14 protein-coding genes are annotated in these 14,239 nt (G+C 36.3%); 7 read left to right on the forward strand and 7 right to left on the reverse strand.

The genetic code is table 11. From position 1 onward, the window contains the following. The first annotated feature begins 11 nt into the window (after window positions 1–11). Together gndA and ABJH90_RS08130 are read left to right on the forward strand one after the other, a co-directional pair. The gene (gene gndA, locus ABJH90_RS08125; RefSeq protein WP_348138175.1) at window positions 12–1,421 is read left to right on the forward strand and encodes an NADP-dependent phosphogluconate dehydrogenase; all 1,410 of its coding nucleotides are present in this window, start codon (window positions 12–14) and stop codon (window positions 1,419–1,421) included. Between the two features lie 195 nt (window positions 1,422–1,616). Continuing rightward, window positions 1,617–2,636, forward strand: coding sequence for a phosphotriesterase (locus ABJH90_RS08130; protein ID WP_348138177.1), 1,020 nt, complete (start codon window positions 1,617–1,619; stop codon window positions 2,634–2,636). 41 nt (window positions 2,637–2,677) lie between these two features. Here the strand turns inward: ABJH90_RS08130 and carB are convergent, their stop codons facing one another. Beyond that, the gene (carB, locus tag ABJH90_RS08135; protein ID WP_348138179.1) at window positions 2,678–5,530 is read right to left on the reverse strand and encodes a carbamoyl-phosphate synthase large subunit; all 2,853 of its coding nucleotides are present in this window, start codon (window positions 5,528–5,530) and stop codon (window positions 2,678–2,680) included. A gap of 94 nt (window positions 5,531–5,624) precedes the next feature. After that, window positions 5,625–5,783, reverse strand: a complete 159-nt coding sequence (gene rpmH, locus ABJH90_RS08140) for a 50S ribosomal protein L34 (RefSeq protein WP_297702715.1) — start codon at window positions 5,781–5,783, stop codon at window positions 5,625–5,627. A gap of 138 nt (window positions 5,784–5,921) precedes the next feature. On the opposite strand from rpmH, the gene ABJH90_RS08145 reads away from it, so the two are divergent. Together ABJH90_RS08145 and ABJH90_RS08150 are read left to right on the forward strand one after the other, a co-directional pair. Then, window positions 5,922–6,806: a DUF6263 family protein gene (locus ABJH90_RS08145; RefSeq protein WP_348138182.1), complete on the forward strand. Its 885-nt coding sequence runs from the start codon at window positions 5,922–5,924 to the stop codon at window positions 6,804–6,806. A 2-nt stretch (window positions 6,807–6,808) separates the two neighbouring features. Next, on the forward strand, window positions 6,809–7,324 hold the full coding sequence (locus tag ABJH90_RS08150) for a DUF2892 domain-containing protein (protein ID WP_348138184.1): 516 nt from the start codon (window positions 6,809–6,811) through the stop codon (window positions 7,322–7,324). 4 nt (window positions 7,325–7,328) lie between these two features. Here ABJH90_RS08150 and ABJH90_RS08155 read toward each other — a convergent pair whose 3' ends face one another. Together ABJH90_RS08155 and ABJH90_RS08160 are read right to left on the reverse strand one after the other, a co-directional pair. Further along, window positions 7,329–8,285, reverse strand: coding sequence for a lytic transglycosylase domain-containing protein (locus ABJH90_RS08155; protein WP_348138186.1), 957 nt, complete (start codon window positions 8,283–8,285; stop codon window positions 7,329–7,331). A 45-nt stretch (window positions 8,286–8,330) separates the two neighbouring features. Continuing rightward, entirely contained in the window at window positions 8,331–8,993 is a 663-nt protein-coding gene (locus tag ABJH90_RS08160; protein ID WP_348138188.1) for an alpha/beta hydrolase, read from the reverse strand. Between the two features lie 176 nt (window positions 8,994–9,169). Between ABJH90_RS08160 and ABJH90_RS08165 the strand changes: the two genes are divergently transcribed. Continuing rightward, entirely contained in the window at window positions 9,170–9,463 is a 294-nt protein-coding gene (locus ABJH90_RS08165; RefSeq protein WP_348138190.1) for a GNAT family N-acetyltransferase, read from the forward strand. Between the two features lie 31 nt (window positions 9,464–9,494). On the opposite strand, the gene mtaB is transcribed toward ABJH90_RS08165, so the two are convergent. From mtaB to ABJH90_RS08180, 3 genes are all read right to left on the reverse strand, one after another. Then, window positions 9,495–10,823, reverse strand: coding sequence for a tRNA (N(6)-L-threonylcarbamoyladenosine(37)-C(2))-methylthiotransferase MtaB (mtaB, locus tag ABJH90_RS08170; protein ID WP_348138192.1), 1,329 nt, complete (start codon window positions 10,821–10,823; stop codon window positions 9,495–9,497). Window positions 10,824–10,964: 141 nt separating this feature from the next. Continuing rightward, window positions 10,965–12,140, reverse strand: a complete 1,176-nt coding sequence (locus ABJH90_RS08175; protein ID WP_348138194.1) for a GlmU family protein — start codon at window positions 12,138–12,140, stop codon at window positions 10,965–10,967. 83 nt (window positions 12,141–12,223) lie between these two features. Further along, window positions 12,224–12,532: a type B 50S ribosomal protein L31 gene (locus tag ABJH90_RS08180; RefSeq protein WP_348138196.1), complete on the reverse strand. Its 309-nt coding sequence runs from the start codon at window positions 12,530–12,532 to the stop codon at window positions 12,224–12,226. Between the two features lie 175 nt (window positions 12,533–12,707). On the opposite strand from ABJH90_RS08180, the gene ABJH90_RS08185 reads away from it, so the two are divergent. Both ABJH90_RS08185 and ABJH90_RS08190 read left to right on the forward strand, forming a co-directional pair. Continuing rightward, entirely contained in the window at window positions 12,708–13,226 is a 519-nt protein-coding gene (locus ABJH90_RS08185; protein ID WP_348138198.1) for a DUF4199 domain-containing protein, read from the forward strand. Window positions 13,227–13,270: 44 nt separating this feature from the next. Then, entirely contained in the window at window positions 13,271–14,227 is a 957-nt protein-coding gene (locus ABJH90_RS08190; protein WP_348138200.1) for a glycosyltransferase family 2 protein, read from the forward strand. Window positions 14,228–14,239 lie beyond the last annotated feature (12 nt).

Genomic DNA, 14,239 nt, shown 5'->3' on the forward strand with positions numbered 1-14,239 from the left:
AAACCATAATTATGGAAAATAATACATATGATTTTGGACTGGTGGGCCTTGGTGTTATGGGTCGCAATTTTATTTTAAATGTCGCAGACAACGATTATAAAGCTTTTGGTTATGACCTTGATCCCGAAAAGGTGAGTGCGTTAATAAAAGAAGGGGGAGATAAAGGCAGGGTAAATGCGTCTGGTGATATTAGTTCTTTTGTTGATGCCCTCTCACTACCTCGCAAAATTATGTTACTGGTGCCTGCAGGAAAGATTGTGGATGCTGTGATTGAAAGTTTGCTGCCCTATTTATCACCAGATGATATTATAATTGACGGAGGAAACTCGTTTTTTACAGATACAGATCGCCGAGAAGAGTATTTAAAAAACAAGGGAATCCATTTCTTTGGAGCAGGAGTTTCCGGTGGTGCTAAAGGAGCCAGAAAAGGACCAAGTATTATGCCTGGTGGCTCACAAGAAGCTTATGCCCAGGTGCAGCCTATATTTGAAGCAGTTGCTGCTAAATTTAAGGGAGAACCTTGTGTAGCCTATTTAGGTCCAAAATCAGCAGGTAATTATGTGAAAATGGTTCATAATGGCATTGAATATGGGCTAATGCAATTAATTACAGAAGCCTATGATCTCCTAAAGAAAGGGGCAACTGTTTCCAATAATGAACTTCATGAAATATTTACAAAATGGAATAACGGCAGATTGCAGTCCTTTTTAATAGAGATAACAGCTGAAATATTTAAGAAAGAAGATAATTTGGGTGAGGGCCATTTAGTAGATAAAATTTTAGATAAAGCCAAACAAAAAGGAACCGGGAAATGGACTTCACAGAATGCTATGGATTTAGGAATTCCCGTCCCTACAATAGATATGGCAGTAAGTATGAGAGAATTATCTGCTTTAAAGGAAGATAGAATTAAGGCCAATACTATGTTTAGTAAACCTGAATCTATTTTAAAGAATAAAAAGGAATTAGAAGAAAAAACAGAGGCTGCGCTATTTTTTGCCTTTATAATTACCTATACTCAGGGTCTCCACCAGTTGGCAGATGCTTCTAAGGAATACGATTATAATTTAAAACTTAACACCATAGCTAAAATATGGAGAGCAGGTTGCATTATAAGAGCGGGTCTATTGGAAGATATTTCAGAAGCCTTTGATGTCGACATGGAATTACAAAACCTACTCCTCTCCCCTGTTTTTAAGGAGAAGATTACTTCATCTCTTCCGGCAGCTAGAGAAATTGTAGCCTATGCCGCTAATCAAGGAATCCCCATGCCCGGTTTGTTTAGCGCCCTTTCTTACTTTGATGCCTATACTTCAGGAAGACTTCCTTTAAATCTGCTTCAGGCGCAACGCGATCATTTCGGTTCTCATACTTACGAAAGAACAGACCGTGAAGGAATATTTCATACGGATTGGAGTTAATTTAGTCAAAACTTAATCCCTTTTTTATAGATGCAAGGAGTAGATGATAACAGAAAAAACCATTCTATAACTTTACAAAAAGATAATATAATTAACCAGTATAACTTATAGTTTTATAATTGAATAAAAAATAACATAGTGTAAATACGTCATGAAAATTTTAACACATTTAGCTCTCAGATAAAACTTAAACTAATGAAATTCCTTGCCACATATATATTCTTCCTAATAGTTTGGTGTGGAATTGCCCAAACCGAGCCTGCATACATTCAGGATATCACTGGTATGCACGCGGTAAAACCCGGAGAAATTTGGTTATCACATGAACACATATTGGTCGATTTTATTGGGGCAGATAGTATTAATTCCAGTTCCTGGAATAAGATAGATGTTTCAAAACAGGTACTCCCTTTTCTGTTAGAACTTAAGAACTTTCATGTGAAATACTTTGTCGATGCCACCCCGCAATATCTGGGTCGGGATATACACCTATTAAAGGAACTTGCAGATAAGACCGGTATAAGAATTATTACGAATACCGGACTTTATGGGGCTCAAAACAACAAGTTTATCCCAGACATTGCCAGGAAAAATACTGCTGAAGAATTAGCACAGCAATGGCTGGAGGAATTTGAACAAGGAATTGATGGCACCACCATGAAACCGGGTTTTATTAAAATAAGCGTAGACAACGCAGAATCACTAAGCCCGATGCACGAGAAGTTAGTTAAAGCTGCAGCCCTGTGCCACCTAAAAAGTGGTTTGACAATTGCCTCACATACAGGAAAGGCACTTGCTCTATGGCCACAATTGGAGATTCTTTCTGAACAGGGAGTATCGCCAAAAGCTTTTATTTGGGTCCATGCACAAGCTGAAGAAGAAGAAACAAGCTATCAAAAAGCAGCAGAAACAGGTTGTTGGATAAGCTTTGATGGTTTAGCCTGGGAGATGGACAAACATATTGAAAAACTGGTATATGCCAAAAGAAATGGTTTTTTAGATCAAATTCTGATATCACACGATGCTGGATGGTATGATCCACAGAAAAAATCTCAAAACATTCAACCCTATACACCCATCTTCAAAACACTACTCCCACTCTTAAGGTCCAAAGGATTTACCGAGGATGAAATTAATCTTCTAATTTCAGTTAACCCTTCTAAGGCCTATGCCATTCATAAAAGGAGCATAGTCACAAAGCGAGAAAATCCATAAATATCAAATTCATTCTGATTTGAGAATCCTGTTCTTTCAACTTATTTGCTCAAATACATCTTTCGTTTAGAATACAGTTCGTAGAACTCATCATCCTTCAAATTATCTATAAACAAGATACTTTCACCGGTGCTTTTCATTTCGGGCCCAAGGTTTTTATTCACATTCGGAAATTTATTAAATGAAAAAACAGGTTGTTTTATTGCAAAGCCCTCCAGCTTGGGATTAAAGGTAAAATCACTTACCTTCTTTTCCCCCAACATTACCTTTGTCGCATAATTAACATAAGGTTCTCCATATGCCTTAGCTATGAAAGGTACCGTTCGGGATGCTCTTGGATTGGCCTCAATGATATATACCATGTCATCCTTTATAGCGAACTGAATATTGATTAAACCAACTGTATTAAGGGCAAGAGCGATTTTTTTTGTATGGTCCTTAATTTGTTGCATTACAAATTCGCCCAGGTTGAATGGAGGTAGGGTAGCATTAGAATCCCCTGAATGTATCCCGCATGGTTCAATATGTTCCATAATGCCAATTATATATACCTCTTTTCCATCACATATGGCATCGGCCTCGGCCTCTATGGCACCATCCAAATAATGATCCAGTAAAAGCTTATTGTTAGGTATTTTTCGCAGCAGATCTACTACGTGCTCTTCCAATTCTTCCTTATTGATTACTATTTTCATTCCCTGTCCACCCAGCACATAGGAAGGTCTTACCAGTAGTGGAAAATCAAGTTCATCTGCTAAATCCAAAGCTTCTTCTGCACTTTCTGCAACTCCAAATTCTGGATAAGGAATATTATTAGCCTGCAATAATTTTGAAAAGCTTCCCCTGTCTTCGGCAAGGTCTAAAGACTCGAAACTGGTTCCTATTATTTTAATCCCGTATTTATCTAACTTTTCTGCTAATTTAAGAGCGGTCTGTCCGCCTAATTGAACAATTACACCCTCTGGATCTTCATGTCTGATAATGTCGTAGATATGCTCCCAAAAAACCGGTTCAAAATATAATTTATCTGCAGTATCAAAGTCTGTAGATACGGTTTCCGGGTTACAATTAATCATGATAGTTTCATAACCGCATTCCGCAGCTGCAAGCACTCCATGCACACAGCAATAGTCAAATTCAATCCCCTGACCTATCCTGTTGGGTCCTGAACCAAGAACAACAATTTTTTTTCGATCTGTTACGATGCTGTCATTGGACACAAACCTCTCCCCCTCAGGGGTTTCAATTTCCTCTTCAAAAGTAGAATAATAATAAGGTGTCATTGCCTTAAATTCAGCAGCACATGTATCTACCAATTTGTAAACCCGGTTAATCTTTAGTGCTATTCTTTTCTTATGCACTTCACTCTCATAGCAGTCGAGCATATGCGCAATTTGTCTATCTGCAAAACCCTTCTGTTTGCCTTCGAGCAACAATTCCCTAGGCAGGCTTTCAATGGTATATTTAGATATTTCTTTTTCCAGCAGATTCAATTCTTCATATTGTTTTAAGAACCACATATCTATTTTTGTGATTTCGTGTATTCTGCTAAGAGGAATCCCCAGTTGTATGGCATCATAAATTACAAAAACCCTGTCCCAGCTGGGAACAGTTAGTTTACTTATAATCTGGTCATAATTTTTATATCCTTTCCCATCAGCTCCCAGGCCATTTCGTTTAATTTCAAGAGACTGAGTAGCTTTGTGCAGGGCTTCCTGAAAAGATCGTCCTATTCCCATAACTTCTCCAACAGATTTCATCTGGAGACCAAGGGTTCTGTCTGACCCTTCAAACTTATCAAAATTCCATCGGGGTATTTTAACAATTACATAATCAAGTGTTGGCTCAAATAATGCGGAGGTAGATTTGGTTATCTGATTTTCCAATTCATCCAAAGAGTAACCTATAGCCAATTTAGCTGCAATCTTCGCAATAGGATAACCTGTGGCTTTTGAAGCCAGGGCAGATGATCTGGATACCCTTGGGTTGATTTCTATGGCAATAATATCTTCTTTTTCATCAGGACTGACTGCAAATTGAACATTACATCCTCCGGCAAAATCTCCAATACTTCTCATCATGTGTATTGCCATATCACGCATTCTTTGAAAAGTGCGGTCAGATAAGGTCATGGCAGGTGCCACTGTAATAGAGTCTCCTGTATGGATACCCATTGGGTCCATATTTTCAATGGTACAAATAATGACTACATTATCATTATTATCGCGAAGTAACTCCAGTTCATACTCCTTCCATCCCATGAGAGCCTTGTCTATCATGACCTCATGTATAGGTGATACTTCAAGCCCTATACTTAAAAGATCATCAAAATCCTCTGGTTTATATACTATTGAAGCCCCGGCACCGCCAAGTGTATATGATGCTCTGATTACGAGAGGAAAACCAAATTCTTGGGCAATCTCCTTTCCCTCAAGAAAGGAAGTTGCAGTAGATTGGGGTGCCATTCCAATACCTATTTTGAGCATTAACTCGCGGAATTTCTCACGGTCTTCAGTTATATTTATGGCGTCTATATCAACACCAATAATTTCAATACCAAAGTCATCCCAAATACCTTTGTCTCCAGCCTCAATACACAAATTCAGAGCAGTTTGTCCCCCCATTGTTGGTAAGACCGCGTCAATATTCGGATGCTGTTTTAATATATGAATAATAGACTTGGTGGTAAGTGGAAGAAGATAAATATGATCTGCCATAGAAGGATCTGTCATAATAGTAGCGGGATTACTATTTATCAGGACAGTCTCAATACCATCTTCTTTTAATGAACGCAGCGCTTGTGAACCAGAATAATCAAATTCACACGCCTGTCCTATTATTATTGGTCCGGATCCTATTATTAGTATTGATTTTAAGTCTTTACGTTTTGGCATTTCCTTATTATTTAGCTCTTTTTATTAGGTATTGGATAAAAAAAAGGTGCTACTTTTAAAAAGTAACACCTAAGTATTTTAAAAAATTCAATCATTATTTTTTATGTCTCGGCTCTGAAGATACACTAAGTTTTTTTCTTCCTTTAGCTCTTCTTCTCGAAAGAACTTTACGTCCGCTTACTGAAGCCATGCGCTCCCTAAAACCATGTTTATTTCTTCTCTTGCGCTTGGATGGCTGATATGTTCTTTTCATTACTGCTTTTTTTACTTTGGTTTCCCAAAATCTGCGGGCAAATATACGAAGAGTTTTTGCTTTGGCAAATGGAATTAAAAAAATATTTCGGATAGTTTTAGTACTTTTGCGGGAACTTAAAAATTCTTGCGTTAAAAGTTGAAAAAGTTATCATTTTTACTGATTTATCTGCTCATTAATACAACGTTATTTGGGCAATCGATGATGCAATACAACCTATCCTTGGGTGATGTTTTTACAATTAAGCAAGACGCAAATCAAATTATAACTCAGGAAATAGACGGAGCTACCCATGAAATAACTAATACGCTTCAGGGGATAATGGAATTTAGAGTTAAGGGTGAAAATAATAATACTTTTAATATAGACGTCATGTTTAAAGACCTGAACTTAAAAATGATATCCAGTATTCAGGGAGAATTGATTAACATAAACGCCAAAAATTTTCAAGAAGATGATGCGCAATCTAAAATCTTTAATAGTCTGCTAGATGTTCCCATACACATAATTTTAGCCAGAACAGGAGATATTTTAGAAGTAAATGGCGGTGATAGCCTAGTATCAAAAATGGCAAATGCCTCTGGTTTAGAAGATGAATTTTCATTAAACATGATGAAAAAATCTCTGGAAAAAGAATTTGGCTCAGAAGCGCTTTCCGATAGTTACAAACAACTGACATTCATATACCCTGTCACTCCTATCGAGGTAGGTGATAGCTGGAAAAATGAATATGCGGGTAAACTTCAGGCTCAAAACACATGGACCCTAAATGAGATTACGGAGGCCAGTGCCAATATAGAGGGGAAAGCCCTGGTGGTAATGGATGTAGTTGAACCTTCTTCAACAATGCAACTGAATGGTACTCAGAACTCATCTGTAATAACAGACATCACGACTGGTTTTGTAAAAAAAATGACGGTCCATGGATTAGCTGAAGGATTTACAACTATGACACAGATGAGTGATCAGGAAATCCCAACAATAATAAAATCCACAATTATTTACGAATTAATAGAAAACTAAATATGTTTAACAAGAATATTAAACTGGTTATAGCAGGTCTTATCATTGCATATGCTGTCTACCAATTCATAGAGGGCAATATTGGAAACGGTATTTTTCTTATTTTACTTGCATCAATTTTTGTATTTCTTTATTTCAGGAATGAATTTATTCTTCTGGCATTCCTTAGGATGCGTAAACAGGATATGCAAGGAACAGAAAAATGGCTACAGAAAATAAAGAATCCTGAATCTTCTCTTACCAAAAAACAACAAGGTTATTACAATTACTTATACGGTATTATCTTTTCCCAAAAGAATCTTACTCAGGCGGAAAAATATTTTAGGAAAGCACTAAAATTGGGTTTAAATATGGACTATGATGTCGCCATGGCTAAACTTAGTCTGGCTGGTATTGCGATGCAAAAAAGACGGAAAAGAGAAGCTACTACACTCCTTCAGGAAGCCAAAAAGCTTGATAAGAATAACATGCTTACTGATCAGATAAAAATGATGCAGCAGCAAATGAAGAAAATTTAAAGGCTCACCTTGATACTTTATAATACCCCTTATTAGGAATTTCTAAAGTATAGGTTTTACCGGAAGCATTATTAAGATGAGGTTCCCTTAACCAGGGATTATGGCGTTTAAGAATTTTGTAGTTGATTTCATATTGTTGAGCGAAATCCGCAAAATTTTGTACTGGTTCTTCTACCACCACATTAAATGTTGGTACTGCATTATAAAGGTCATCACTTTCTATGTCAAATCCGTATTTTTCCGGATTACTGAGTATTTCCTTAATGGCCAGTATCCGAAAAACATAGCGGCCCGTTTCCTCTCCTAATAGCAAATCATAATAATCATTAGCTTTCTGTATACCCATATACTTGTTTATAGAACCCGGACCGGCATTGTAGGCAGCGGCAGCAAGGGTCCAGCTACCATATTTTTCTTTGTATTTCTGCAAATATCTACATGCAACTTCCGTAGACTTTTCCAGGTGATACCGCTCATCAACATTACCATTTATTTCCAGCCCATATTCACGGCCAGTGGCCTTCATTATTTGCCAAAACCCTGTAGCTCCGGCATGGGACACCACATTTTGTAAGCCACTCTCAGCAACTGCCAAATATTTGAAATCATCTGGAATACCATTTTTAGAAAGTATAGGCTCAATTACGGGAAAATATTTATGTGCGCGTTTCATCAACAGCAGAGCATTTGACTGCCAATAGGTATTTACCAAAAATTCTCTGTCTACACGTTCCATTATTTCAGGATCTTCCTGAGGTACTATTTCGTTAGCAAAATTTAAATCCGCTGGAATTTCAATAGCTGAAATTCGATATTCACTTGAAACATTTTTGTCCTTTATTTCAATGTCTTTCTCCTGATATTCATCACCAAAATTATCCCCTTGTTGTACGGCAAAGATTAAGGTGCTTATTACAAAGACAACCCCTAAAATCATCAACATATTCTTAATCAATCTCATATTTTATAATTTAGTGACCTATCAAAGGTATTAAATACAACTCCTTTATTCCAAAATAATTGTGGGCAATCGTTCATTGAACCATTTATATCTATGAATAATCATAGTATGTGTTCCATTTGGAACTACATGACAATTCTTAATGTGTTGAATGGGAAAAACCGCATCATTTTCTCCATGGATATGAATTAAATTTGAATCATAACCACTTTGATCCCAATGAACTATTTGATCTATACACCAATCAATGTAGTATTTATCACGTACAGCCAGGTATTCCTCATATAATTTCAGACGTTTTGTAACCATCTCCCCAAAAGCATATTTAACTAAAAGCTCAACATTATTTACCAATCCGGTTGGCAGCAATTTGTGGATTTTGGTGTATTTAGCAAATAGCAGGCGTTTAGGTAATTCTGATTTTTGTTTGATGCTCGAAATGATAATTACTTTTTCTACTTCTACAAGTTTTGCCATTTCCTGCACAAGGAGTCCCCCTAGAGATACTCCTATAAGCACTGACCTCTTATGTCTGATTTGCCTGCACATTGCAGCTGCATAAGCTTCAAAAGTAACTCCGTATTCCGGAACAAACCACTCTAATAAATGTATTTCAAATCTGTCTTTTGGTAATTCAATGTTTTTAAAAATAGCAGAGCTTGCGGCCATTCCCGGCATGAAATAAACTGGAATTTTAGTGTTGCTCATTTTATCTAAACTATTGATTTTACTAGGAAATTAGCAATTTTTTTTTTAATTTTGTGCGCTGATTGTTAAATTCCCAACTCCCAATTGAAGAATTAAACATCGGCCGACAATATAGATAATTACGATTAATGCAAGATCGTAATTTTTTTATCTGAAACCATTTTAAATCATACTATATGAATGAAGTAGCAATTAAGGATAATAGTTTCTTACGTCAATTTGAAACTAAAGTTGATGGTCATCTTGCCAAGATTGAATACTCTTCGCAGGAAAGAAAAGTTTTTTTAACCAAATTGGTTATTCCTGAGGAAATATCTCAAGAAGGGTTTAAAGAAGAATTTATTAAGTCGGTTTTGAATCACATACAGGAACAAAACCTCAGAGTGGTTCCAACAAGTCCTCAAATTGCAGGTTTTTTACGAAAGAACAGACAATATAAGGAAATGCTTCCGGTAGGTATCCGGATTTGAAAATTTACAAACCTCCTTTCTGGGGGTTTTTTTATACCCGGACTTCATTTAGCACAAAATTTATTTGCACTAATCCGTCATCATAGATATCAGTAAGAGTTACTTCGTGTAAAGTATTTACTAATTCAGGATTCCAAGGTGTTTTTACTTTTATGTAATTATCGGTGAATCCATGGATATAACCTTCCTTATTCTCACTTTCAAACAATACAGTTCTTTTATTACCAAGTTGGCTCTCATAAAATGACCTCCTTTTTTTAACAGACAGGCCCCGTAACATTTTACTGCGCTTACTTCTGACATTTTTTGGCACTACCTGTGACATACTTGCTGCCGCAGTTCCATCTCGTTCTGAATATGTAAAAACATGCAAATAGGAGATTTCTAACTCGTTTAAAAAATTATATGTTTCCAAAAAGTGTTTATCCGTTTCACCGGGGAACCCCACTATAACATCTACACCAATGCACGCATGAGGCATCACTTTCCTGATTCTTTTCACCCTATCTACATAGAGATCCGTGAGATAACGCCTTTTCATTTGTTTAAGAAGTTCATCGCTCCCACTCTGCAAAGGGATGTGAAAATGAGGTACGAAAGTATTACTGCCTGCAACGAAATCGATGGTTTCATTTTTCAATAGGTTGGGTTCTATAGAAGATATTCGAAATCTGTGAACACCTTCAACCCTATCCAAAGCTTTTACCAGGTCAAAAAAAGTATGCTCGTGCTTTTTATTCCCGAATTCTCCTTTACCATAATCCCCAATATTTACCCCGGTAAGTACAATCTCCTTTATGCCTTGTTCTGATATCTCCTTTGCGTTTTTCAATACATTTACAAGGGTGTCACTTCTTGAAATACCTCTGGCCATAGGGATAGTGCAATAGGTACATTTATAATCGCATCCATCCTGGACCTTCAAAAAAGCACGGGTTCTATCACCAATAGCATAACTGTCAACATAGAAATCCGCCTCTTCAATTTCACAGGAATGAACTACACCAAAATCATTTTTAGAAAGATCATTGATATAGTCTAATATTTTAAACTTTTCTGAGGCACCTAAAACCAGATCCACGCCATGAACATCTGCCAGGTCTTGCGGTTTTAGTTGGGCATAACAACCAATGGCTGCAACAAAAGCTTCGGGATTTATCTTTTGTGCCTGTCTTACAATAGTTTTAAAGCGTTTATCAGCATTCTCTGTTACCGAACAGGTATTTATAACATACATATCTGCACGATCCGTGAAATCTACACGGTCGTATCCTTTGTTCTCAAAACTCCTTGCAATGGTCGAAGTTTCAGAAAAGTTTAGTTTACAGCCCAGCGTATAAAACGCTACTTTCTTCTTCATAAAATTACTATGAAACTAAATTAAAGACCGCAAAGATATCAAAATTTAAGGCAAAACATCCTGGCGATAGTTGCTTAGAAAACACTTATGCACTTTTATTGAGTTTAAGATTGGGTATTTTGAATATGACAGGGTTTTTGATTAGTAATTCCGATAGTTCTTTGTCAACTCAAAAACATGGTTCATGATATCTGCTTCCTGTTCATCAAAAATAACTCCTCTTCTAGCCATCATTACCTCTGCAGCTTCAAAAGCCTTCTTAGGCAAATAGGTAGTAAACCCGGAAGCCCCACCCCAACTAAAGCTGGGTATAAAATTTCTTGGAAAACCCGGAATGTAGATATTTGCGTTTACTCCGATCACGGTTCCCGTATTAAACATTGTATTAATAGCTGTCTTGCTGTGATCACCCATCATAAGGCCGCAAAATTGTAGCCCTGTATGCTCAAATCGCTCGGTGGCATAATTCCACAAACGCACTTTTGCATAATTATTTTTCAAATTTGAATTGTTGGAATCCGCCCCAATATTACACCACTCTCCTAAAACGGAGTTTCCTAAATAACCATCATGTCCTTTGCTCGAATATCCAAAAATCACTGAATTATTTATTTCTCCACATACTTTACCATAAGGACCAACTGTCGTCGGACCATAAATCTTTGCTCCCATTTTTACAACTGCCTTTTCACATAAAGCAAATGCTCCGCGAATCAGGTTTCCTTCCATTATTTCCGAGTCCTTTCCCAAGTATATAGGGCCATTACTGGCATTCAAAATACTGTATTCCACTTTGGCACCTTCCTCAAGAAAAATATGCTCAGCATTGATTAAATGATTGGTAGGAGATATTGGAGCGCTTTTCCTTCCCTTAGTAATCATATCAAAGTCCTGCTGTAAAGCAATCCCATTTTTAGAAAAAATATCCCAGGTATTTACAACCCTAAGTAAGTCCCCTTCAAAATTTATTATATTAAAATTGGAAATATTAACTTCTTGTTCGGCATCCTCAGTGAAATAAGCAATTACAAGATCTTCTTTAAAAACCGCTTCGTTCTTTTTTAAATTAGATATAATCGAGACAAGTTCTTCGGTTGGACAAAAAGATGCGTTAAGTAAAATATTAGCAGGGCCATTAACTAAAGGATACTTTTTAGAAAGATATTTTTCCGTCTTCGTACTGATAGTTGTATTGAGGTGTTTCTCCCATTTTTCCCTAATTGTAAAAATGCCGATTCTAATATCGGCGACAGGTCTGGTAAAAGTAAATGGTAATAACGAATTCCTGACCTCGCCATCAAAGAGAATATAATTCATCTATTTAAATTTTAAATAAAAATAAAAAAATAACGCCCCCGATAGTAATCGGAGGCGCATCTTTATCTGAAATTTTAAAAAGTCTACTTTTCTTCGGTACCAGGCTTAGTATCCTTAGCCTCCGGTGCAGAAGGATTTGCCTCCTTTTTAAACTTTTTATATTTACTCTTAAATTTATCAATTCTACCTGCCGTATCTACCAACTTAGCCTTACCGGTATAGAAAGGATGCGAGGTTCTTGAGATTTCTAATTTAACTAAGGGGTATTCCACGCCCTCAACTTCTAAAGTCTCTTTTGTATCTGCCGTAGATTTGGTGATAAACACCTCATCATTGGACATGTCCTTAAATGCTACCAATCTGTAATTATCCGGATGTATACCTTTTCTCATTTTATATTCTTTTAAACTTCTGAATTTTCAGTTTTCAGCGTGCAAATTTAATTAAATTTCTCAGAAACAACAATTTTAATTTCCCAAAAAAGAAAACTCAAAATATTGTATCTTTAAATGTAACAAAAACCAAACAATTACAACTAACTATCCTAAACACTAAAATTATATAAAAATGGAAGAAAATCAGCCTAAAACCGGGAAGTTTTCATTGAACTACGGAGTAATCCTGGGAGTAATCGGAGTAGTTTTTGGCATTATGTTATATAGCATGGATGCCCATTATTCACAGGACCCTAGTAATACAGCTATAAGTGTACTTATTATGGTTGGGGTCATTATTTGGGGGATTTTTAATTTTAGAAAGGCCAATGGAGGATTTTTAACTTTAGGTGAGGCCCTAAAACTAGGAGCTGGAATAGCTTTAGTTGCTGGAATTATAACAGTTATTTATACCTTGTTTTTATCTAATGTACTGGACTCTGAGTTTGCAGTAAAAATTGCAGAAACCACAAAAGCGGCTAATGAAGCGGGGGGTCAGATGTCAGATGCACAGATACAACAGCAATATGATGGGACAATTAATTATTTCTGGATTACTTATCCCTTTATTTTAATATTTAATATCATAGCTGGTTTAATTATTGGGCTAATCGGAGGATTAATACTGAAAAAAGCTAAACCGGATTATTAATTATTAAAAATTGTACTTTTGGAAGGAATTTCCCTTAGAACTCAATGAACCTATCTATAGTTATTCCTTTACTTAACGAAGAAGAGTCTTTAGAAGAACTCCATGATTGGATTGCAGCTGTTATGCAATCCAATCATTTTTCATACGAGATACTTTTTATTGACGACGGCAGTACAGACCATTCATGGAAAGTAATTGAACAGTTAGTGAAAAAGAATGAAAATGTAAAAGGCATACGTTTTCATAAGAATTTCGGAAAATCTCAGGCACTTCATGCAGGATTTAAAGTGGCGCAGGGTGATGTGATTATCACCATGGATGCAGATTTACAGGATAATCCTGAGGAAATACCACAACTTTATGACCTAATTACAAGTGAAGGATTTGATCTGGTTTCGGGCTGGAAGAAAAAAAGATATGATTCCTTGTTCTCCAAGAACATTCCTTCAAAACTTTTTAATTGGGCTGCAAGAATTACATCCAAAGTAAAATTACATGATTTTAATTGTGGACTGAAGGCATTCAGAAGCGATGTCGTTAAAAATATTGAAGTCTCCGGAGAAATGCATCGATATATACCAGTTTTGGCTAAAAATGCAGGCTATTCCCATATAGGTGAAAAAGTTGTAAAACATCAAGCCCGTAGATATGGAAAAACAAAATTCGGAGCAGAGCGATTTATAAATGGATTATTAGATTTAATTACTATCTGGTTTGTTTCCAAGTTTGGTAAACGTCCTATGCACTTATTTGGGGCATTAGGTGTTCTGATGTTTATTATTGGTTTTGGTTTTGCTCTTTATCTTGGAATTGATAAACTTTTTATTAATCCCTTTGGGCGATTGCTGTCTGAACGACCGCAATTTTATGTTTCACTTACTTCAATGATCATTGGAACGCAATTTTTTCTTGCTGGGTTTCTCGGAGAAATAATGGTTAGATCAAGAGTAAATGTGCAACGCTATACCATTTCTGAAGAATTAAATCTTTCAAGGCCTTAAAACAGATATTCT

Origin of the sequence: Eudoraea sp. (assembly GCF_039969275.1) — a bacterium.
Lineage (GTDB): Bacteria > Bacteroidota > Bacteroidia > Flavobacteriales > Flavobacteriaceae > Eudoraea.